The following is a 22,176-nucleotide window of genomic DNA, read 5'->3' as shown; positions in this document are numbered from 1 at the left end:
GCTTTTTGTTTAATATAACTTTTTTATTTTACAACTTTAGAATTTACTTCTTCCAAAATCTTATCAAGGAATGCTTCAAATTTCATTGAACCCTTATCCCCATCTCCACGTTTTCTAACGGAAACTGTTCTTTCGTTTACTTCATTTTCTCCAACGATTAAACTATATGGAATTTTTGAAAGTTGTGCTTCTCTGATTTTTAAACCAATTTTTTCTGCTCTATCATCAACTGCTACTCTTATATCTTTTTTAGCAAATTCTTTTTGTAATTCATAAGCATAGTCGTTAAATTTATCAGAAATAGGTAAAATTTTAACTTGTTCCGGTGCTAACCAAGTTGGGAATGCTCCTTTATATTCTTCAATCAAGTAAGCTACAAATCTTTCCATTGTAGAAACAATTCCTCTATGAATTACAACAGGTCTGTGAGTATTCTTTCCATCTTCTCCAACATAAGTTAAGTCAAATCTTTCCGGCAATAAGAAGTCAAGTTGAATTGTAGAAAGAGTTTCTTCTAAACCTATTGCAGTCTTAACTTGAACATCAAGTTTAGGACCATAGAAAGCCGCTTCCCCCTTTGCTTCAAAGTATTCATATCCTAAGTCATCCATTGCACTCTTAAGCATTGCTTCAGCATTGTTCCACATTTCATCATCATCAAAGTATTTTTCTTTATTTTCAGGATCTCTGTAACTTAATCTGAATCTAAAATTCTTTATATCAAAATCTTCATAAACTGATTTCATTAAATTTACAACTCTTGTAAATTCTTCTTTAATTTGATCAGGACGAACAAAGATATGGGCATCATTTAAAGTCATTTCTCTAACCCTTTGTAATCCTGAAAGTGTGCCACTCATTTCATAACGGTGCATCATTCCAAGTTCAGCAATTCTTATAGGGAATTCCTTATAACTATGAACATCATTATTATAAATTTCCATATGATGTGGACAGTTCATAGGTCTTAAAACTAGCAATTCTCCATTTCCTAAATCCATTGGTGGGAACATACTGTCTTGATAGTGATCCCAATGACCTGAAGTTTTATACAAGTCAACATTCGCAAGAATTGGAGTGTAAACATGTTCATATCCACATTCGATTTCTTTATCAACTATATATCTTTCAACTACACGTCTAATTGTTGCACCTTTAGGTAGCCAGAAAGGAAGACCCGCCCCTACATTTTGGCTAATCATAAAGATTCCCAATTCCTTACCGATTTTTCTATGGTCTCTTTGTCTAGCATCTTCTAAAAATTCGAGATATTCATCCAAATCTTTTTTCTTTTCAAAAGTTATACCATAAATTCTTTGTAGCATTTTATTTTTTTCGCTACCTCTCCAGTATGCACCAGCTATACTTAAAAGTTTAACTGCTTTTATCTTTTTAACATCAACAAGATGTGGTCCTCTACAAAGGTCAGTAAATTCTCCTAATTCATAGAAAGAAAGTTCTGCATCTTTGTCAAAGCCTTCGATTAAGTCAATTTTATAATCTTGTCCTTTTTCAGCAAAATATTTCAAGGCAAAGTCTCTATCAACTTCTTTTCTATCAACAGAATAACCTTCCTTAACGATTTTCTTCATTTCTGCTTCGATTTTTTCTAAATCTTCCGGTGTGAATTTATGTTCAGAATCCAAGTCGTAGTAAAATCCATTTTCTATTGCAGGACCTATTCCAAATTTTGTATCAGGAAATAGTCTTTGAATAGCAAGAGCCATAACGTGACTTGATGTATGCCAAAAAATTTCTTTTCCCTCTTTGTCTTCAAACTTTACAAATTTAACTGCACAATCTTCTTTTAAAGTTTCACTTAAACCTTTTATGACATCATCATTAACAACAGCTCCTAAAACATTTCTTGCAAAACCCTCTGAAATACTGATTGCCACATCTAAAATCTTTACACCTTTTTCAAATTCATGAACAGACCCGTCAGGGAATGTAACTTTAATCATTTCCATATTATCCTCCTATAAAAAAAGAGCCCCATTCCTACAAAACTGTAGGGACGATGACTCGTGGTTCCACCCTAATTACTTCTTAATTAGATAAAAGACTCAGTAATAGTTTTCGGTAAATAGCGTTCTTAAATGAAATTCCAGCCACGTTTCATTCTCTCTTAAAGTGCTTAGGTCCTACTCGTTACTTCAACGTCTATATTAACTTTATCAATCCTTCAAAATCAACAGTCGATTGTTCTCCTGTCTTTAAATCTTTAACAGTATAAGTATTATTTGCTTTTTCGTCTTCTCCAACTATGATTATATAAGGAATATTTAATTTGTCCGCATAAGATATTTTTTTCTTCATCTTTGCGTCCTCAAAATATATTTGTATTATTTTACCACTATTTTCAAATTTATTCAATAGTTTTATAGCATAATCATAACAATTTTCCATTGGAACAATTAAAGCATCAATACTATTTGTCTTGATTTCCTTAAATAAGTTTTTATCAAGTAGTTGATAGAACAATCTTGTAAGTCCGATAGAAATACCAACGCCAGGTAAAATCTGACTTGTATAATTACTTGCCAAATCGTCATATCTTCCACCTGAACAAACACTTCCAAGTTGTCTATAATTTTCTAAAAATGTTTCATAAACAGTTCCAGTATAATAATCAAGACCTCTTGTAATTGTAAGATTAATTTTTATATAATCCTCCGGAATTCCAAAAAGTTTCATACATTCATAAACTTCTTTAAGCTCTTCAACACCTTTATCAAAAAGTTCATTCTCAATTCCTAATGAATTTAGTTTTTCGATAATTTTCTCATTACTTCCTGAAATCTTTATAAATTCAATGATTTTTTCTAAACTATTATCATCAAGCCCTGTATTTTTAAGTTCTTCTACAACTTTTTCAAAACCAATTTTTTCAATCTTGTCGATTATTCGAAGCATATCAGCTTTATTATCTACACCCAGATTTTCAAAAAGTCCATTAATAATTTTTAAATTACTAAAATTTATTGCAAATTTTTCATTAATAATTTTTGAAAAAATTTCATAAATTATATAAGGAAGCTCTGCATCATTTTTAATATCAAGTTTTCCATTACCGATAACATCAATATCACATTGATAAAATTCCTTATATCTCCCCTTTTGATTTCTTTCGCCACGATAAACTTTACCTATATGATATCTTCTAAAAGGAAAATTCAAGTCGCTAAAATATTGAGCAACATATCTTGCCAAAGGTACAGTAAGGTCAAATCTTAAAGAAATGTCCTTGCTTTCTGAATCAATTTTAAAAATTTGTTTTGTAGTTTCCCCGCCACCTTTAGCTAAAAGAATTTCATTTTTTTCAAAGATTGGCGTATCTATTGGTAAAAAACCACGTTTTTTAAAAGTATCTTCAATTATATTTTTAACATTGTCAAACAAAATTTGTTCATTTGGTAAAAGTTCCATTGTACCAACAACATTGCTCGGTTTAATAAATCCCATAATTACCTCCAGAGTGAAATAATTCCACCTAAATCTACAAAAGTTTCATCTTTAGGATAGAGTATTTTCACATTTTCTTCATCAGCTATGCGTTTAATTATATCATAATCTCGATATTTTGTCACATCACCATAAAATAACAGGATATCATCAGAAACAAAACCACAGGTTCCACCGATAAAGCCATTTTTATATCCATTTAAAATAATTCCTTCTGTTGTAACAAGTTCAACATTAATATTTTCAAGCCTCAAAGTTTTATATACACCCTCATCACTTGTTATTATACGATTTTCAAAACAAATCATACTGCAATTTGAATAGCCTTGATTTATCTTTATATATTTTCTATTTGTTTTAAGCTTTTCAAAAATTTCTTTTGTTGTAAATTTTTCATTATGAAAAAAATATTTACTATTTTTTGCTATATTTAAGACCATTTCTCCATTTTTAAAAGATGATACATCCACCTTTTTTAAATTAAATCCACTCAAATACTTACTATAATAGTCAAAAACAGAAGACTCTATGTAAATATCTTCATCAACTTTTAGGACACTTAAATCGACATGGTCATTATAATTTATATTAAATTTTTCATTATTCAAACTTTTTATATAATTAATATTTTCTTTTTCTAAAAGTTCAAAAAAACTTGCACTAGCACGGTTGCTAACTATAATTTTATGTAACATATTAATCTCCTAAATGGTTAAATTCTCTATAATTGGGTAATAACAGACTAAATGATTATAATGTAATTATTTTACTATAATCTATTTTATCATATTTTATTTATAGGAGGAAGTTTATGTTAAAAGAATTTAAAGAATTTGCCTTAAAAGGTAATGTAATGGACTTGGCAGTTGGGGTAATTATATAGGTGGAGCATTTGGAAAAATCGTTACATCTTTAGTAAATGATATTCTAATGCCTTTGCTTTCAATTTTAACAGGTGGAATTAATTTTTCAGACCTAAAAATTGTCTTAAAAGCAGGAGATAAGTCTAAAGAAATTGCAGAAGTTGCCTTTAAATATGGCACATTTATTCAAAATGTAATTGATTTTCTAATTATAGCATTTTGTATCTTTATGATGGTAAAAGCTATGAATAAGCTAACAAGAAAGAAAGAAGAAGTAGTTGAAGAAGCTCCGAAAGCTCCAACTCAAGAAGAAATTTTAACAGACATTAAGAATATCTTAAATGATATTAAAGAAAAACATTAATACAAAAATAGGATTTTATGTATTTAAAACCAAAAGCCGAGTTGTAAATTCAACTCGGCTTTTATAATGCTAATTTTATTATTTGCAAATTCCTTCCATTAAGAAAATTCTAAAATCAATTTCCTTGCTTCTTCCATTCCATAAAATCTCATAGTTTTTCGGAATAAATGATGCTCTTTTAAAATAATTTTCCATTTCTTCTCTTGAAAAACCATCATGTCCATCGAAATTTGGAAAATCCTTATGAAAATCAGGAGAAACAGTATCTAAATCCATTATAATTATTTTCCCATTTTCTTTTATATGTTCTCTTAACAACTTAAGCTCCGCATCTACATCTACAATATGATGAAAAGCAGTTAAACTGTAAATTACATCGTATTTTTCATTCGAATTATCCAAAAAATTTTCATCATTTATACTGATATTTTCTATTTTCATTTCATTTATTCTCTTTAATGACTCATCTCTCATCTTTAAAGAAGTATCCATACAATCAATATGTTTTAAATCTTTAGATAATAAAGTTGCAAGAAGTCCATCTCCCGATCCGATTTCAAGAGCCTTTTTCTCTTTCAGATTTTTTCCTAAATACTTGAACATTTTTTCGTATATGGTAAAAGTTCTGTTTTTTCTCTCTTCAGTATTCCAAACTTTAGCAACTTCATCAAAATAATTACTCATACTACCCCCTAAATTTAAATAATAAGTTAATCAAGATTTTCTAGAAAACCAAGGGATACATCTGTTTGTCCTCTTACAATATTCCAGATATTCCTCTCCAAAAATATCTTTAAGCCATATTTCTTCAGTTCTTTTCACTAAAATTGTTAAAAGAATCCAATATATTGGAATTGTAACTAAAAAATATAAATTATTGAAAACAAAACAAATTCCCCAACAAAGAAACATAAAAGCTGAATAAATCGGATTTCTTACAACCGAAAAAATTCCGGTAGTTACCAATTTTAGTTCCTTTATATTCTTAGAAATTCTTGAATTAACAACTGCAGAAATCCACAGCCCAATACCTATAACTATACATAAAATACCTATAATTATAAAAGGAATTTTTAAAAAAAGTATTTCCCCATTTTTAAAATAACCCTTGTTTTGTAAAAATATTAATATCGCTGTTATGACTAATATAATACCCACATATATCGGTCCAATTCCTAAAACTGATAATTTTTCTCTTTTCATAATTTACTCCTTAAAATTTAGGAAATCTAAAAAAATAGTAATCATTTCCCTCCATAAAATCAGTTTTTACAAAACCTCTATTAACATAAAACTTTTCAGCTCTGTAATTATATTTATGAACACCTAATGCAATAGGTCTTATTCCATATTCTTCATAACATTGTAAGATAACTTTTTCTAAAACATAAGATCCTATCCCACAACCTCTATATCTTTTATCAATAATAAATGCCATAAGCCTATAAAAAGGCTCTTTTTTCATTATTTCAGGGTCTGTACTCCATTCAATGGCTTCCCATAACAGTATAAAGCCTATGTGTTTTTCATCATATTTAATTGCATAAGTATGTCCTTTACAATTATGTTCTATTCCATAATTTGTTATTTCTAGAACTACATCCAACGAATCTACAAAATCTTCACTAATATCATCTCTTAAAATATTTTTTAAAAACCGTGAATTTTCTTCGTTTACATACTCAATATTTATATTTTCCTTATTCATAATTTACTCCGGTTATTTGCTAACAAAATTATTAATCACTATAAATATATCACAATCGCAAAGCAATATCAATAATTTTATAACTAAATGTATCATAGATACATAAATAAATCTAACAACTTTCAATTTTGCATAAAAAAAGAATGTCTATATTTCTATAAACATTCTTGTTTTCAAATTTAAAAACTATTTAGCGTAGTCAATAACTCTTGTTTCCCTAATTAAATTAACTTTAATTGTTCCAGGATATTCAAGTTCTTCTTGTATTTTCTTAACTATTGCCTTTGAAGTTAACAACATCTTGTCTTCGTCAATAATTTCCGGTTTAACCAATACTCTTATTTCACGTCCTGCTTGAATTGCAAAAGATTTTTCAATTCCGTCAAATGAATTTGCAATTTCTTCAAGATTTTCCAAACGCTTAATATAATTTTCAACAGACTCACGTCTTGCACCCGGTTTTGCAGCTGAAATAGCATCTCCCGCTTGTACCAAAAGTGCCTCAACAGTTGAAGGTTCTACATCATTATGATGTGCTTCAATACAATGGATAACTTCACGTTTTTCTTTATATCTTTTAGCCATCTGAACGCCTAATTCTACGTGATTTCCTTCCATTTCGTGATCTATAGCCTTACCTATATCATGTAATAGACCACCTCTTTTTGCAATCTTAACATCAGCTCCGATATCAGCAGCCAACATTCCTGCCATATGTGCAACTTCTATTGAATGTTTCAAAACATTTTGTCCATAAGAAGTTCTGTACTTTAATCTTCCTAATAGTTTCACAAGTTCAGGATGTAATCCATGAATATTAGTTTGATCACAAGCATCTTCTCCTGCAATTCTGATGCTGTTTTCAACTTCCTGTCTTGCTTTTTCAATCATTTCCTCAATTCTTGTTGGGTGAATTCTTCCGTCATTAATCAATTTTTCAAGAGCTAGTCTTGCAATCTCTCTTCTAACCGGATCAAAGGAAGATAAAACAACAGCTTCCGGAGTATCATCTATAATTAAATCAACTCCTGTCAAACTTTCAAATGTTCTTATATTTCTTCCTTCTCTACCTATAATCCTACCCTTCATTTCATCATTAGGTAAAGTTACAACGCTAACCGTAGATTCTGCGACCTGATCGGCAGCATATCTTTGGATAGCTGTTCCAATAATATATCTGGCATTTTTTTCTGCATTATCTTTAGCATTTTGTTCAATTTCTCTTATGATATTTGCAGCATCTTTTATACTTTCCTGTCTAACTTCTTCGAGTATAATTTCTTTAGCTTCTTCAGATGATATATTGGCAACTCTTTCAAGTTCTTCTTTTTGCTTTTCAACTAATTTTTCAATTTCAGTTTCTTTAACTTCTAAAGCTTTTAATTCTTTATTTAAACGTTCATTTTTCTTATCTAAATTTTCATTTTTCTTATCCAAATTTTCTTCTTTAGTAATCAAACGACGTTCCAATTTTTGAATTTCATTTCTTCTCTCTCTGTTTTCCTTGTCGCTTTCTTGTTTAATTCTATGTGCTTCTTCTTTAGCTTCAACTAATTTTTCTTTTTTCTTAGTTTCAGCTTCTTTAATAGCATCTTCAACAATTTTTTTAGCATGATTTTCGGCACCGTTTATAAGTTTTTCTGAAGTAAATCTTCTAAAAACATATCCAACAACCACACCCACTATTAAAAAAACAGGCATTAATAAAAATTCCATTGGCATTAGTTTCACACCTCCTTTTATTAAATTTTCAAGTTACACTTATCAAATCATTATTCCTTAAAGTTAATAGCGACTTCTCGCCACCACTATTTTACAACTTTTTTAGTATTTTGTCAATTTAACAAATTGTATAAAAAATGTATTAATTTTAATAATGTATTTTCATAAAACCCAAAAATGACGGCTTAAACCGTCATCAATCTTTTTTTATAGTCAATAATTTCTTTTTAAATTCTTCCAATTCTTTTATAGTATTTAAGTTTTCAAATATATTTTTCTCATCGAATTTTTTCCAATCTTCATATTTTAAAAATTTAAAATTATTATCTTCAATAAATCTTACAAACTTACGATTATCTTTGATTAACTCTTCTCTTAAATTTTCTTTCAATGAATTTCTATAAATACCATTCATAGGTAGTATCTTTCCTTTTTCAGAAAGACAAACAATACCGTCAAAATTTTTATCCAGTTTTAAAATTAAAAATCTAATAAATTTTTCATCCATATTAGGCATATCACAAGCAGTCAGAAAAGAAAAATCACTATTGGAATAACAAAGTCCGCTATGAAGCCCAGCCATTGGACCTTTTTTATAAAAAATATCTCTTACAACTCTAACTTTTAAATCTTTATAATGTCCTCTATTATTAGAAACAACAACAATATCGTCAAAAACATTTTTTAAAATTTCTATTGAATTGTGAATCAAATATTTTTCTTCTATCTCTATATATTCTTTTGGAAAAGTCATTCTTATAGAATTTCCACCTGCTAGTATAATACAATTTATCATTATTTTACCACCAAATCAGCAAAATCCGCATCACAAAAGCAAGCAAATTCAATTGGATTTACTATGATTGAATTTCTAACTTTTCCAGCACTTACAAGAAATTTCTCCATATTTTTTGCGGTTTCATCAAAAACAGTTTTAAATTTAGTCTTCATTCCAACAGGACTACATCCACCGTGAACATATCCAGTTAGAGGTTCCAAATCTTTTTGTAAAATCATTCTAATACTCTTTAGTTTTAAAAATTTACTTGCCTTTTTTAAATCCAGATGCTTATCAATCGGAATAACACAGACATAATGATTTTTATCACTTCCCTCTAGAACAAGTGTCTTAAAGCATATATTTCTATCTATTCCAATTTCTTCAAATTCTTTGTCTTCATCTCTAACTACGAATTCATATTTAATTTTTTTACTATCTAAAATTCTGCATACATTTGTTTTACTATTTTTTTTCATTTTTATCCAAAAAAGTCTTTAAATGTTGAACCAACATCTCTATTGCCGGAGTATTTTCTCCGCCACGAGGAATTATTATATCGGCATGTTTTTTACTTGGCTCAATAAATTCCTCATGCATAGGTTTAACCGTGTTTTGATATTGAGTTAAAATACTTTCAAGACTTCTTCCTCTCTCTTTTGTATCTCTTAAAATCCTTCTAATTAGTCTTTCATCCGCATCCGTATCAACATAAACCTTTAGATCCATAAGCTCTCTAAGTCTTGCATCTTCCAAAATTAAAATGCCCTCAACTATTATTACAGGCTTTGGATATACTCTTAAAGTTTCTTTGCTTCTAGTATGCATTGTATAATCATAAATCGGTAAATCTACTGCTTTACCTGATTTTAAAATCTTTATATCTTCAATAAGTTTAGAAGTTTCAAAAGACTTAGGGTGATCATAATTCAACTTTGCCCTTTCTTCTAAAGTCTTATCATCATTTGGCCAATAATAAAAATCATGGCTAATCATAACAATTTCATCTTTAAATTGTTTTTTCAACTTTTCAATAATCGTAGTCTTACCGGAAGCTGAGCCTCCGGCAATTCCTACTACATATACATCTTCTTTTTTCATCAAAAACTCCTATAAAGCAATTACTCTGTGATAGATTTTTTTACCTTTTTTAATTACTATTTCTTCTAAATTAAGAGAAACTTTTAAATTAGTATCTGCAACTTTTTCTCCATTTAAAGAAATTCCGCCTTGTTCTATAAGTCTTCTAGCTTCTCCATTAGACTTTGAAAGTCCACAAGTTCTAATCAAATCTAGAATTCCTATTTCTTCATTTTCAAAATTTGATTTCTTGATTTCAGTTGAAGGCATATTTTCATCTAAAAGTTCTCCGCTGAATAATGCTCTGGCAGTTTCCAATGCTTTTTGTGCCTTTTCTTCTCCGTGAATAATCTTTGTTACTTCAAAAGCTAAAATTTCCTTTGCTTCGTTAATTCTTTCATCTTTATATTTGCCTAATTCTCTACATTTTTCTGTAGGAAGGAAAGTAAGCATAAGTAAAAACTTTTCAACATCTCTATCATCAACATTCCTCATATATTGGAAAAGTTCATAAGGAGATGTTTTTTCTTCATCTAACCAAACTGCACCTTTTTGAGATTTACCCATTTTAACTCCGTCAGCTGTTGTTAAAAGTTTAAAAGTCATAGCATAAACTTTATCTTGTTCAAGCTTTCTTACTAAATCATATCCTCCAAGGATATTGCTCCATTGGTCAGAACCACCTAATTGCAATTTACAACCATGTTTTCTGTATAGGTATAAGAAATCATAACTTTGCATTAACATATATGAAAATTCAAAGAATGTAAGACCTTTTTCCATTCTGTTTTTATAAGCATCACAAGTTAGCATTTTATTTACACTGAAATGCACTCCTACTTCTTTCATGAATTTTATAAAATTTAAGTCTAAAAGCCAATCTTTATTATTTTCTATAATCGCATTTCCATCAGAAAAATCAATAAATCTTGAAAGTTGTTCAAAAAATCTTTTAGCATTATAATTAATTTGTTCTTCAGTCATTACCATTCTCATATCGCTTCTTCCTGAAGGATCTCCTATCATTGTAGTTCCTCCACCTAAAAGTGCAATTGGAATATGACCATAGTTTTGCATTCTTTTCATAACCATAATTTGAATAAAATGTCCAATTGTCAAACTATCTGCTGTCGCATCAAAACCTATGTAAAATTTTACTCTCTCTTTGGATAATAATTCTTTTAACTCATCTTCATAAGTAGCTTGTTCAAAATATCCTCTATCGACAAGCTCTTCAAAAATATTCTTGTATTCCATAAAACCTCCTATAAAAAAAGACCTAAAACTGTGAAAGGACGACTTATCGTGGTACCACCCTTCTTCGCATAGGCCTCATATTGTTTAAGCACAATCACTTTTAAACTCCTGTGTTGTAAGCACAATCAACGCTCAATATTAAATATTGAAATAATTATATAAAAAATAGTCAAAAAAGTCAACTACATTTCAATCTTTTTAACTCTTTCATCATCAAAAATTAAATCTTCCAAATGCTCTCTTTCAAAGTCGAGAGGAACAACAGTGTAAAATTTAACTATTACGAATCTATTTTTCTTTATAATCTCCACATTTTGAATTTCAAGTTTAAATCTTTCCAAACAACTTCTAATTTCTCTGATAGAATTAAAACTATCTTCCAACTCTATCTCAAATGTAATAGTCAAATGGTCTTTATTTAAAAATGTATCCTTATGCATCAAAGTTTGAATGATTACAATTAAAAGAGTTCCAAAAATTGCAACCGCATAAAGTCCCGCTCCCATAGCAAGTCCAATTCCAGCAGTAGCCCAAACCCCTGCAGCAGTTGTCAATCCATTTACGGCATTATTTTTTATAAAAATAAGTCCCGCTCCCAAAAAGCCAATTCCGGAAACAACTTGAGCTGCAACACGTGCTGCATCATAATTTCCTACATCAAAAAAACCATATTTAGAAACTATTACCATAAGTGCTGATGCCAAACAAACTATCGCATGAGTTCTAATACCTGCTTCTTTATTTCTACTCTTTCTTTCAAAACCGATTATTGCCCCCATAGAAGTTGCAAGAACCATCTTTATCAAAAATTCAATATTTTGAAAAATAATATCAATATTCATACAATGCTCCTAATATTTATTTTAAATATAACAAACCGACCTAATAAAACTGATTTTATTCAATTTTTAAGGTCGGTCAAAATCATGTTATAAACTTACCTCGCAATCATATCTTTTGAGATATCAACACTTTTTATATTATCTCTTGTTATTGTTCTTGTTGTAAAACCCCAAACATTGCTATACCAATTTTTCTTTTGTTTATCATAGATAAAATGGAATCCGACTGTTGATTCTGTCGGTGTTATTGATTCCAATTTTGGCGGTTTACTATTTTGAGGATAAGTTGTTTCTTGAACTAATAGATGTCCACCTATATACATTTCATAAGTATCTCCATATTCTCTTATTTCAAAAGAATTAAGGTCAAATTCCATTGAAGGATAACCTCCAATATATTCTCTTCCGTTATTTATCAATGACTCAACTCTTTTTGCTTCAATTTGTAAAGATGGATTTATCATTGTAGTCAATAAACTTGCATCTTTTTTGCCTCTTGACTGAACATCTTCTCTTAATAATTCAATAGTTCTTGAAATTGCAACATCAAGTAATCTTTTATCGCTAAGAGGAGTACTTACATTTACTTTTCTTTCTCCTTGATAAGTAACTCCGTCAGAAATTGTATATCCCCAAGGCATTTTTGTTACAACTTTTAAAATATCACCCTTTTTAATATTTGTTCCTGACAATTTATTAAATTCCTTTACAGTTAATTCTGTATTTTTATCATTTACAAATAAAATACTATTTTCATCTCTTGTTACTATTTTAAATGAACTCTCCTTTGAGTTTGTGTCAAGTTTTTCAACTTCATTTGCCAATTTGTAGTCCGCTCCCACTCCATAAGAGACATTTTTAACACCAGACTTTTCATCATAAAAAAGAGAAATTTCCTCTTTTAATTTTACATTATTATCATAATAAAAGATTGTATATTTTCCCGGAAACAGCTCATATTCTTTATCTGAAACGCTCTCTTCTTTTCCGTTTAATAAAATAGAAGTTTCCACCTTATCATTCTTTTCGACTTTCAATTTTATCGGATCTAAACAAATTTTATAATCATTAAAAAGTCCTAAAATTTTTCCGCTTTTTTGAAGCCTAACAGGTCTATCACTCTTATAGTTTTCATCTTTCTTTAGATTTTCAGCATCTTCTTTAAGCCATTTTTTAATTGTAGCTAATTTTGTTTCATCTTCTTCAAACATAGATATAAGATATTCTGCTTGATCTTTATCTAATACTTTCCCATTAAAAACAAAGTTTGAAGTATAAAATCCGATTTTTTTGGATTCAACTCCGGATAGAATACTTGGAAGTTTTACTCCAAGAGAGTGATATGCCTTAAGTCCAAAAAAACTGACTACTGAAATTGCTAAAAGGATAGTACAAGCAAAAATTATCTTCAAAGTTTTTGGAACTTTCGGCATATCATATTTATTTACTTCCTTTTTATCCTTTTCTTCCTTTGTTTTTTGAATTTCTTTTTGCTTCTCAGTTTCTTTGGATTTACCTTCCTTTTGCTCTTCAATTTTCTCCTGCTTTTTAGTTTCCTTTTTTTCAATATTTTCAACTGAACTTTGAGCAATTTTTTCTTCGACAGATGCTTCTTTTTCTTCGTCCTTTACAGTTTCTAAAACTTTTGGATTTTTATCTTTGTTTTTTTCTTTATTCTTAACAGCTTTGCTTCCTCTACGACGTCTTTCATGTAGAGGAACAACATTCCCGTAAATAAGTTGAAGTCTTTGTGTTTCTGTTAATATTTCATCTTCTTCACTATCGTCTTTGTTTTTTTCTTTATCTTCTTCGTTATTTTCTTCTTTATTCTCTTTTTCTTTTTCAACCTTTGAATTTATTTTTGCTTTTTCTTCATCAGTTGAAAAAGTATGATCTTCCACTTCCGAATTGATAAGACTTGATTTAAAATCTAAATCATCTACTTTATCAGTTTCTTTTTCTTTAGTGGATTCGAGGACAGTTTCTTCAGAAATTTCTTTTTCGGAATAATCTTCTCTCCATTGAGAATAGTCGGATAAAATAGATTTATCAAATCCACCCTCTGAAAAATTTGAAGAATTTTTTTCAATTTTATTCTTTTTTTTATTTTTCTTAGACACGAAAAAAACCCTCCTTAAATCTTTCTAAGCTTCTAATTCTTTTTCTAGTTCGTCAACTAAACCTTTGAAAACATCTAGAGCTTTATTGATAGAATTTTTATCTTCCATATCTATTCCTGCAGCTCTTAATTGTTCTATCGGTTGATGTCTACATCCGTCTTTTAAGAAATTTCTATAACTCTTTAATGCTTCTTTATCTCCCTTAACAACTCTGCTTGATAAGAAACTTGCAGCACAGAAACTTGTTGCATATTTATATACATAGAAATTAGTGTAGAAATGAGGAATTCTAGCCCATAAGTAATTAGCTAATTCACTCTTTTCAACATTTTCTCCATAATATTTGTCATTTAATTTTCCCATGATTCTTGTGAAATCATCAGCAGTTAAGGCATTTCCTGCTTCAACTTCTAAATGTGTATTCTTTTCAAACTCACCAAACATTGTTTGTCTAAATACTGTTCCGATAAACATATTAATGTAATAGTTTAGGATATAAATCTTTTCATTTTTATTCTTAACATTCTTTAACAAATAATCTAATAGAGTTAATTCATTAAAAGTTGATGCAACTTCTGCGACGAAAATCTTATATTGAGCATATAGATAGTCATTGTCAGATTTTGAATAATAACTATGCATTGAATGTCCAAATTCATGAGCTAATGTAAACATACTATCTAAAGTATCTGTATAATTCATTAGGATATATGGATCTGTATCAAAGCTTCCCCATGAATATGCTCCACCAGCTTTTCCTTCTCTTGGATAAACGTCAACCCAACGATCGTCAAAACCTCTATTTAAAACTTCAATATAGTCTTCTCCCAATGGTTTAAGACCTTCAGTTATTAATTCTCTTGCTTTTTCATAAGGATATTTTTGATCAAATTCTTTTTCTAAATTTATAGAAACATCCCACATATATTGTTTATCTTTCTTTAATGCTTTCTTTCTTAATCCATAATATTTATGAAGAGAAGGAAGATATTCTTCAATACTTTCTATCAATGAGTCATAAACTGTTTCAGGTACACAATCTTGGAATAATTCCATATATCTAGCTGAAGGATAGTGTTTAACCTTAGCAAGTGTTGTTAAGTTCTTAATCGCACTGTATAAAGTTGTGGCATAAGTATTTTTAAAGTTTGAAACAGTTTTATACATTTTATCAAACGCTTCTTTTCTTACTTCTTCATTTTCATCTAAAAGAAAAGTATTGAAATTAGCCGGAGTTAATTTTTCTCCACCTTTACTTTCAATATTACCATAATCCATATCAGCATAACTTAACATATAGAATGAATTTTGACCTGTCCTCTCCATTTCACTACAATTTGCAAGAAGTTTTTCTTCATCGGCACTTAAAGTATGAGGTTTAAACCTTAAAATATTTTCAAAATGAATTCTATATTTTTCATTATCTCCTTCTTTATAGAAATTTTCCAATTCTTCATCAGATAAATTCATTAAGAAAGGATCAAAAAATGCCATAGCAGAACCTAATCTTGTACCTAGTGAATTTACTTCTAAAGCTAATTTTTGAGATTCAGGAACTCTACTGTCTTCATCTCTTTTCATATATGAATAAGTATATAATTTTTCCATAAGTCTATTTGCTTTTTCGGATAATTCCATAATATTTTTTAAATTTTTAACTGATTTTTCTTCCTTTGTAAGTTTTTCAACAAACTCATCACAAAGTTTTATTTCAGCTCTTGCTTCATCCACATTTTTATAAATTTTTTCTAATGACCAATTATATTTTTCCATTATGCCCCTCCAAACAAAAAATTAAAATTATACACATTAATTTTACCATTTTTTTCACTTTTTATCAATATTTTTAAAAACATATTTCTTCATAAGAAAAAAGAATGTTCTTCTGTAAACATTCTTTTTTCAGTAAATTTTTATTCTATTGTATATTCAATCCAGCCTTCAGATTTTCTCTTAATTACTTCCCCAATACCGGCTGATACTATTTGAATATTTTTCTGTTCATAGTTCGGCTTTAATCCGTTTAAAGCATTTTTACAGAGTTTAACTTGTAGACTTTCATCTTTAAAAAACTCATCTTCCTCTAAAAAATGTGAAACCACATTTCCTGCACAAACTATTTCAATTTCACAAGTATCACCCATTTCTTCGCAATACCTTCTATAATTTACGATTTTTGCCTTCAATTTATCTATAAGTTTTAATCTTTCAATTCTAAATAGCACTCTATAATTCATAGTATCTCCTAATATCCAAGCTCTATCGCTTTATTTACAAGTTTTTTTACAAGAGGAATCATTTCAGCGGCAATTTTGTTTTCCTCTTCAAAAAATGCTGTACATACAATTGTAGGATTATCTACAGGATAAAAAACTGTAACCCAAGAATGAATTTTATCCTTTGTTTTTTCTGCGGTTCCTGTTTTACCTGCAACTTTCTTTCCTTTCACAAATCCGGCGAAATTTCTATCCCCTGAAGATTTTAAATAATCTTTCATTGTGTCCATTATTTTTTTGTCAGCAACTTTTGATAAAACTTCAGGTGTAACTTTTTCAATTATTTTTCCACTTGGATCTAGAATTTCACTTACAATATGAGGTTTCATCATATTTCCGCCATTAGCAATTGCACTTGTGTACAATGCAACCTGTAATGGAGTAACCAAATCTTTTCCTTGCCCAAACGCCGCAGTTCCAAGTTCCAAAGCCGTAGTTTTATCGTTATACGGAATTGGAGAAATTGCAGTTTTTAACTCAAAAGGAATTTCTTGACCGAACATAAATCTTTTACTTACATCAATCATAGAATCAACTCCAATTTTTTGTACTTGATCTGCAAAATATGTGTTTGAAGATTTTACCAAAGCCTTTCTCAAATCTATATTTCCATTGACTTCCTTTGCATAGTTATTTATTTTATAATGGTCAATAGTTGTTGAACCTTTATCATTGTAATTTAAATCACTTCCACTAAGTTTTTCAAGCAATGCAGTTCCTGTTATAAGTTTATAAACAGATCCGGGTGTGAAAAGTCCGGAAGTACTTCTCGCTAAAAGCGGTGCATTTTCCTCATCTGAAATAATGTTTGCCCAATTAGATTCTATTTTATTTGGATCAAAAGTAGGTCTGTCCGCCATTGCAATTATTGATCCGGTTTGTGGATTCATCAAAATCATCGACCCCTTATGTCCCTCCAAAAGAGAAAGGGCATATTTTTGCAATTCCGTATTTGTAGTCAATTTTACTGAATTACCTTCTTTTTGATCAATTAAAATTTTCTTTAATTCTCCTATAGGAGTTTTATCCTGTTTGTTTAAAAGAGTTGTATTAAATTTTTTCTCAATTCCCGTTTTTCCATATTTTTTGCTGTTATATCCGACTATATGAGCATAGGCTTCCCCATAAGGAAAATATCTGAATTTATCTCCCTTTTCATCAGTTTTAGTTTCAGCTAAAATATTTCCTTCAGAATCTAAAATGTTTCCTCTTTTTAATTTGTTGTCATCAACCCAATTTCTTTTATTATCTTCATCATTTTTAAGTTTATCTGCTTTTGCAACTTGAAAATAAGTCATATATCCAAGAATTAAAATAAATAGTAAACTTATAAATGTTAAAATCCTCTTATATCTTTTAATTTCAACCATACTATCCTCCTATATATTTTCTTCAGAGGCATACTGTAAAATCCCCAAAGCAATGAAACTTGAAAGAATTGAAGAACCTCCATAGCTGACAAAAGGTATTGTGATTCCTGTAAGTGGAATAAGTTTTAAAATTCCTCCGAACATTATCAATGACTGAAAAGCGAAAATTAATGAAAGACAAAAAGCTACATACTTATAGAATTTATTATGTTGTTCCATAGAAGTTTTTATTCCTCTATATGTTAAGATTAAAAACAACATAACTACGCCCATTCCCATTAAAATTCCCATTTCTTCACAAATACTTGCAAATATATAGTCACTTTCAGCAAATGGAATATAATCAGGTCTTCCTAGTCCAAGACCTTTTCCGAAAAATCCCCCACTTGCAATCGCATAAAAACCTTGAATTATTTGATAGCCCATTCCATCTGCATATTTAAAAGGATCTAACCAAATTTTTACTCTTACCTTAACATGCTTAAACAAAACATATCCCAACACGGCTCCGAAAGAAAGAATCAAAAGATTTACAAATATATATTTTCTATGCGGTTCATACATATACTGTGCAAAGATAAAAACTCCCGAAAACACAAGTACTGTACCTAAGTCTTTTTGTAAAAATAAAAATCCTAAAAATGTATAGAAAAAGAAATGCAAACTATATTTTTTGAAAAAATCTTTTTCATACTTATCTCTATTTTTATAAAAAGCTGCAATAAGAAAGACAAAAGCTATCTTTATAAGCTCGGACGGTTGGAAAGCAAAATTCGATCCCAATCTTATCCAGTTTTTTGCACCATTAATTTTTCTACCGAATAAAAAAGTTGCAATAAACAAAAGATAAGAAATTCCAGCATAAAAATAATACATTTTGCTCCAAATCTTTACATATTTTAAAATCAAATATACAACCCAAAAAGCTACAATTCCAATACAAAACCAAATAATTTGTCTATATGCCAACTTATTATTCAGTCTATAAATCTCTAAAATTCCAATAGAAAAAAGCATATTCGCAATAAGCATTATATAATAATCGCCTCTAGTAAACTTTTGTACCAATTTCCCAGAAATATATACAAAACCAATCAATGCAATCATAAAATACAACTTAGTTTTGTCAAAATTCGCAAAATCCCTAGCCATAATTAAAAATAATCCTAAAATTTGAAAGAATAACAAAAGTCCTTGTATACTCTTTGTACTGACATGGGAATTTACAGTTAAAGTTCTAAATCTTGACATTAATTTTTTACTAATCATCATCAACTTCCTCATTTACAAATAAGAACTCAATTCTACCAACATCTATTAAATCCTTATCTTTAAGTTCAATAGCCTCTGTAATTGGTTCTCCATTAAGTAAAGTCCCATTTGCAGAGCCTAAATCTTCAATATAATAAATTCCGTCTTCTTTAATAATTCTCATATGTTTCTTAGAAATAAATTTATCATTTATTACAATATCATTAGAATCACCACGACCTAAAGTTGTCTCATTATTTATATAATAATGTTCATGAACTTTAAAAGGAAGACTTTCCTTTCTGTTTATAAGTTTTAGATAGGTATTAGAAACCTCACTCATTTCACTTGTTGTGCTAATATCAAAATATATCATTTTAATTATATTATAAATAAAATAATAGATAATAATTACAAAAATATATTTAAAAATAATTGCCATTAAATCATATAGCTTTAAATTTCCAAAGGTTTCAACTGAAAAAATACCTTCCAAAATATCAAAAATTTTATCCATATATCCTCCGCTTTTATGTTAAAATCTGATTTTATTAAACTTTATTTTACCATAAATACAAAAAGTAGTCAAAATTTTGCTTAAATGTATTTTCTCTTTTAAATTACAAGTTCCAATCCATTTTTGGTAAGTTTGTAAACTTTATCACAAACCTCATTAATATATTTTTTATCGTGAGAAACTGAGATTATTGAGCCTTTATATGATTTTAATAATTTTCTGATTTCAACTGACGAAAAAGGGGATAAATTTCTCGTAGGCTCGTCTAAAATCAAAACTTCTGGATTTTCCAAAATCATTTTTAAAAAGTAAATTTTCGCTTTTTGCCCTCCAGAAAGTGATTTTAAATTATGAAACATCTCGTCTGCAGTAAATTTCATTGAACCCAAAAATGTCCTGATTTTTGTAGTCTCTTCCTTTTTATAAGTCTTACTCAAATAATCTATAATGCTCATTTCAACATTCATTTTATCATCATAATTCTGAGGCATATAAGCAATCTTTACATTTTTCTTTATATTATCCAAAATTATCTTTAAAAGAGTTGTCTTTCCTATTCCGTTTTCTCCGATTATACAGATTTTATCAGTACCAAATACCTTTAACTCTATATTTTCACTCAAAACTTTAGAGCCAATAATAAGTTTTTCCAAATTCAAATCCAAAATTTCCTTTTTTGTAGAGTAATTAACATTTTCATCAAATTTTACAAAAATCGATTCTTCATAATCTGGAAATTCAAGCAAATTCTCCTTTTCTTTTTGAAGTCTTCTACCGATAGACTTTACAGTATGCATTTTATCTTTAAGATTTCTTCCAATAAGATCATCTTTTGTACTTCTTATCTCATGTTGAACTCTCTCATAAACTTTTTGATATTTTCTTACCTTTTCATTAAATTCTTCTCTTTGCTTTTTTGCAATTCTCTCCTGTCTTTCAATAGCATTACCTCTATTTTCAACATAATTTTCATAATCCAACTTTTCAATTGAAATCTTTGGCTTTTGTTTTCTCATAAGTTGCTCAATATGAATAATTACATTTGCACAATTTTCAATCAAATCCTCATCGTGAGAAATAAAAATTATTGGAATATCAATATTTTTTATAAAATTCTTAAGCCATTCAATAGAATTTATATCCAAATCATTACTAGGCTCATCCAATAAAAGACAAGTAGGCTCTTTCATAAGTTCACAAAGCAAAATAAATTTAATTCTTTCTCCACCTGATAATTCACTTATCTTTTGCTTTTCATTTATTAAATTTTCATCAAAATTTAACTCCTTTAACAATTTATAAAATAAATTGTAGTCAAAAAATTCTTCTTTAATCTTATTTTCAAGATATTCTTTCGTTGAAAAATCTAAAATATTGGTTTCCAAAATCTGTGGTAAATATCCAATAACTTCATTAGACTTATTTATATCTCCAATTATTTCTGCATATTCTTTTAAGCCCTCATCATCAACTATCGCCTTTAAAATGCTAGACTTTCCATTTCCCTCTTCTCCGATTATACAAACTTTCATTCCGTTTTCTAAAGAAAAACTAAAATTTTCAATTACTGTTCTTAAATCATTCACTAAATATATCGTTAAATTTTTTATACTAAGCATATATCCTCCTCAATTAAGCCACAAAAAAATGGCAACCTACTTATTGCCATTTCAACATTCACTTTGCAACTCAAAAAGGAGTCCTAAAAAAGAACACAAAAAGGAATGTATAACTAAAATGGCAACAAAAAACTAAGCTCTGAAAAGCTATTAAATTTCTGTTTCATAATAGTTATCTAATTAACATTCCTTCCTCCTGAATTTTTAATTTAATTTTGATATATCTCTACATCATTTAAATTTTAACACAAACAAATTAAAGTGTCAAATTTTAATTAAAGTAAATAAGTATTCCAGTTATTATAATCACTAAAAATATTCCTAAAAGAATATTTTTTCTTTTTATTCTTTTATCTTCGTATTCATCTGCAGATTCTTCAAAATCTTTAAGTATATCTTTTGGAATTGAAACCCTATTTACTTCTTTTTTTTCTCCGTCTTTATAAGTATAGTAAAGTTGTCCTCCATCAATCATTTTATAGGAATAGTTTCCAATACTATAACCACTTTCAAAATTAGATGAATTAGAATTTGATGCAGAAATAATACTTTTTTCTGTAAACATCTCCGGCTCTAAAGTATCAACCATAGCTTTTGCCTTTTCTAAATCAAAATTATATTTGTCTTTTACATATTTTACAGCTTCTATTTTTCTATTTTCTCTTATCAGTGCATATAAATCATTATCATATATCCTTGATATTATTGAATTTTTAAACATATCATGAAAGTCTTCTTTTGATAATCCACGATTTTTTCCTTCAAAATATTCCAATGTTTTTGTCATCTTATCAATTGTTTCTTTTGCTCTTTTAAAATCCATATCATATTTATTTCTGATATATTTTATGGCATCATCTTTTCTTTTTTGTTTTAATAAATCATATAATTCTTCGTCCATTACTCACTCCAATATAATATGTAGATTTCAATTTTTCTAGTTT

At 28.6% G+C, this 22,176-nt stretch carries 20 protein-coding genes and 1 pseudogene; 1 reads left to right on the top strand and 20 read right to left on the bottom strand.

Annotated elements, in window-relative coordinates; translation table 11 throughout:
* Nucleotides 1–23: 23 nt before the first annotated feature.
* The 3 genes from thrS to VJI94_RS05435 all read right to left on the bottom strand — a co-directional run bounded on the left by thrS (nt 24) and on the right by VJI94_RS05435 (nt 4,160).
* The gene (gene thrS / locus VJI94_RS05445; RefSeq protein WP_324008641.1) at nt 24–1,970 is read right to left on the bottom strand and encodes a threonine--tRNA ligase; all 1,947 of its coding nucleotides are present in this window, start codon (nt 1,968–1,970) and stop codon (nt 24–26) included.
* Between the two features lie 193 nt (nt 1,971–2,163).
* The gene (gene hisS, locus VJI94_RS05440; RefSeq protein ID WP_324008640.1) at nt 2,164–3,465 is read right to left on the bottom strand and encodes a histidine--tRNA ligase; all 1,302 of its coding nucleotides are present in this window, start codon (nt 3,463–3,465) and stop codon (nt 2,164–2,166) included.
* A gap of 2 nt (nt 3,466–3,467) precedes the next feature.
* Nucleotides 3,468–4,160, bottom strand: a complete 693-nt coding sequence (locus VJI94_RS05435) for a DUF6873 family GME fold protein (RefSeq protein ID WP_118058407.1) — start codon at nt 4,158–4,160, stop codon at nt 3,468–3,470.
* Nucleotides 4,161–4,276: 116 nt separating this feature from the next.
* Between VJI94_RS05435 and mscL the strand changes: the two are divergent.
* Nucleotides 4,277–4,692 (top strand): annotated as a pseudogene (gene mscL, locus VJI94_RS05430) (large-conductance mechanosensitive channel protein MscL).
* Nucleotides 4,693–4,770: 78 nt separating this feature from the next.
* Here mscL and VJI94_RS05425 read toward each other — a convergent pair.
* The 17 genes from VJI94_RS05425 to VJI94_RS05345 all read right to left on the bottom strand — a co-directional run bounded on the left by VJI94_RS05425 (nt 4,771) and on the right by VJI94_RS05345 (nt 22,133).
* Complete coding sequence (locus VJI94_RS05425; protein ID WP_118058405.1) at nt 4,771–5,376, bottom strand: class I SAM-dependent DNA methyltransferase; 606 nt, start codon at nt 5,374–5,376, stop codon at nt 4,771–4,773.
* Nucleotides 5,377–5,406: 30 nt separating this feature from the next.
* A complete protein-coding gene (locus VJI94_RS05420) occupies nt 5,407–5,895 on the bottom strand; it encodes an isoprenylcysteine carboxylmethyltransferase family protein (RefSeq protein ID WP_324008639.1) in 489 nt (162 codons plus the stop codon).
* Nucleotides 5,896–5,905: 10 nt separating this feature from the next.
* On the bottom strand, nt 5,906–6,400 hold the full coding sequence (locus tag VJI94_RS05415) for a GNAT family N-acetyltransferase (RefSeq protein ID WP_041953437.1): 495 nt from the start codon (nt 6,398–6,400) through the stop codon (nt 5,906–5,908).
* Nucleotides 6,401–6,586: 186 nt separating this feature from the next.
* Nucleotides 6,587–8,122, bottom strand: a complete 1,536-nt coding sequence (gene rny, locus VJI94_RS05410) for a ribonuclease Y (protein WP_324008638.1) — start codon at nt 8,120–8,122, stop codon at nt 6,587–6,589.
* A 196-nt stretch (nt 8,123–8,318) separates the two neighbouring features.
* A complete protein-coding gene (locus VJI94_RS05405) occupies nt 8,319–8,918 on the bottom strand; it encodes a molybdenum cofactor guanylyltransferase (RefSeq protein WP_150262818.1) in 600 nt (199 codons plus the stop codon).
* On the bottom strand, nt 8,918–9,379 hold the full coding sequence (locus VJI94_RS05400; protein ID WP_248110407.1) for an aminoacyl-tRNA deacylase: 462 nt from the start codon (nt 9,377–9,379) through the stop codon (nt 8,918–8,920). Before VJI94_RS05400 ends, VJI94_RS05405 begins: the two co-directional genes overlap by 1 nt.
* Nucleotides 9,366–10,001, bottom strand: coding sequence for a uridine kinase (gene udk / locus VJI94_RS05395; protein ID WP_324008637.1), 636 nt, complete (start codon nt 9,999–10,001; stop codon nt 9,366–9,368). Before udk ends, VJI94_RS05400 begins: the two co-directional genes overlap by 14 nt.
* A gap of 9 nt (nt 10,002–10,010) precedes the next feature.
* The gene (tyrS, locus tag VJI94_RS05390; protein WP_324008636.1) at nt 10,011–11,237 is read right to left on the bottom strand and encodes a tyrosine--tRNA ligase; all 1,227 of its coding nucleotides are present in this window, start codon (nt 11,235–11,237) and stop codon (nt 10,011–10,013) included.
* A 182-nt stretch (nt 11,238–11,419) separates the two neighbouring features.
* On the bottom strand, nt 11,420–12,079 hold the full coding sequence (locus tag VJI94_RS05385; protein WP_004831839.1) for an MgtC/SapB family protein: 660 nt from the start codon (nt 12,077–12,079) through the stop codon (nt 11,420–11,422).
* Nucleotides 12,080–12,174: 95 nt separating this feature from the next.
* Nucleotides 12,175–14,199, bottom strand: a complete 2,025-nt coding sequence (locus VJI94_RS05380) for a hypothetical protein (protein ID WP_324008635.1) — start codon at nt 14,197–14,199, stop codon at nt 12,175–12,177.
* Nucleotides 14,200–14,223: 24 nt separating this feature from the next.
* Entirely contained in the window at nt 14,224–15,972 is a 1,749-nt protein-coding gene (pepF, locus tag VJI94_RS05375) for an oligoendopeptidase F (protein ID WP_324008634.1), read from the bottom strand.
* A 140-nt stretch (nt 15,973–16,112) separates the two neighbouring features.
* Nucleotides 16,113–16,436, bottom strand: coding sequence for a hypothetical protein (locus tag VJI94_RS05370; protein ID WP_004831842.1), 324 nt, complete (start codon nt 16,434–16,436; stop codon nt 16,113–16,115).
* 8 nt (nt 16,437–16,444) lie between these two features.
* On the bottom strand, nt 16,445–17,845 hold the full coding sequence (locus VJI94_RS05365) for a peptidoglycan D,D-transpeptidase FtsI family protein (RefSeq protein ID WP_118058400.1): 1,401 nt from the start codon (nt 17,843–17,845) through the stop codon (nt 16,445–16,447).
* Between the two features lie 9 nt (nt 17,846–17,854).
* Nucleotides 17,855–19,114, bottom strand: coding sequence for an FtsW/RodA/SpoVE family cell cycle protein (locus VJI94_RS05360; protein ID WP_324008654.1), 1,260 nt, complete (start codon nt 19,112–19,114; stop codon nt 17,855–17,857).
* Entirely contained in the window at nt 19,107–19,613 is a 507-nt protein-coding gene (locus VJI94_RS05355; protein WP_004831845.1) for an FHA domain-containing protein, read from the bottom strand. Before VJI94_RS05355 ends, VJI94_RS05360 begins: the two co-directional genes overlap by 8 nt.
* Before the next feature lie 98 nt (nt 19,614–19,711).
* Complete coding sequence (locus VJI94_RS05350; RefSeq protein ID WP_324008632.1) at nt 19,712–21,232, bottom strand: ATP-binding cassette domain-containing protein; 1,521 nt, start codon at nt 21,230–21,232, stop codon at nt 19,712–19,714.
* Nucleotides 21,233–21,503: 271 nt separating this feature from the next.
* Nucleotides 21,504–22,133, bottom strand: coding sequence for a hypothetical protein (locus tag VJI94_RS05345; RefSeq protein WP_324008629.1), 630 nt, complete (start codon nt 22,131–22,133; stop codon nt 21,504–21,506).
* Nucleotides 22,134–22,176 lie beyond the last annotated feature (43 nt).

Source organism: Parvimonas sp. D9 (assembly GCF_035282565.1).
Classification (GTDB): domain Bacteria; phylum Bacillota; class Clostridia; order Tissierellales; family Peptoniphilaceae; genus Parvimonas; species Parvimonas micra.
This window is presented reverse-complemented; position numbering and strand designations above follow the sequence as displayed.

Coding starts and splice junctions, on each gene's coding strand:
- VJI94_RS05420 (WP_324008639.1), bottom strand. CDS start 5,895: ATGAAAAGAGAAAAATTATCAGTTTTAGGAATTGGACCGATATATGTG.
- VJI94_RS05425 (WP_118058405.1), bottom strand. CDS start 5,376: ATGAGTAATTATTTTGATGAAGTTGCTAAAGTTTGGAATACTGAAGAG.
- thrS (WP_324008641.1), bottom strand. CDS start 1,970: ATGGAAATGATTAAAGTTACATTCCCTGACGGGTCTGTTCATGAATTT.
- VJI94_RS05385 (WP_004831839.1), bottom strand. CDS start 12,079: ATGAATATTGATATTATTTTTCAAAATATTGAATTTTTGATAAAGATG.
- tyrS (WP_324008636.1), bottom strand. CDS start 11,237: ATGGAATACAAGAATATTTTTGAAGAGCTTGTCGATAGAGGATATTTT.
- VJI94_RS05405 (WP_150262818.1), bottom strand. CDS start 8,918: ATGATAAATTGTATTATACTAGCAGGTGGAAATTCTATAAGAATGACT.
- VJI94_RS05360 (WP_324008654.1), bottom strand. CDS start 19,114: ATGATTAGTAAAAAATTAATGTCAAGATTTAGAACTTTAACTGTAAAT.
- VJI94_RS05355 (WP_004831845.1), bottom strand. CDS start 19,613: ATGGATAAAATTTTTGATATTTTGGAAGGTATTTTTTCAGTTGAAACC.
- VJI94_RS05415 (WP_041953437.1), bottom strand. CDS start 6,400: ATGAATAAGGAAAATATAAATATTGAGTATGTAAACGAAGAAAATTCA.
- VJI94_RS05345 (WP_324008629.1), bottom strand. CDS start 22,133: ATGGACGAAGAATTATATGATTTATTAAAACAAAAAAGAAAAGATGAT.
- hisS (WP_324008640.1), bottom strand. CDS start 3,465: ATGGGATTTATTAAACCGAGCAATGTTGTTGGTACAATGGAACTTTTA.
- pepF (WP_324008634.1), bottom strand. CDS start 15,972: ATGGAAAAATATAATTGGTCATTAGAAAAAATTTATAAAAATGTGGAT.
- VJI94_RS05365 (WP_118058400.1), bottom strand. CDS start 17,845: ATGGTTGAAATTAAAAGATATAAGAGGATTTTAACATTTATAAGTTTA.
- VJI94_RS05435 (WP_118058407.1), bottom strand. CDS start 4,160: ATGTTACATAAAATTATAGTTAGCAACCGTGCTAGTGCAAGTTTTTTT.
- VJI94_RS05370 (WP_004831842.1), bottom strand. CDS start 16,436: ATGAATTATAGAGTGCTATTTAGAATTGAAAGATTAAAACTTATAGAT.
- udk (WP_324008637.1), bottom strand. CDS start 10,001: ATGAAAAAAGAAGATGTATATGTAGTAGGAATTGCCGGAGGCTCAGCT.
- VJI94_RS05400 (WP_248110407.1), bottom strand. CDS start 9,379: ATGAAAAAAAATAGTAAAACAAATGTATGCAGAATTTTAGATAGTAAA.
- VJI94_RS05350 (WP_324008632.1), bottom strand. CDS start 21,232: ATGCTTAGTATAAAAAATTTAACGATATATTTAGTGAATGATTTAAGA.
- rny (WP_324008638.1), bottom strand. CDS start 8,122: ATGCCAATGGAATTTTTATTAATGCCTGTTTTTTTAATAGTGGGTGTG.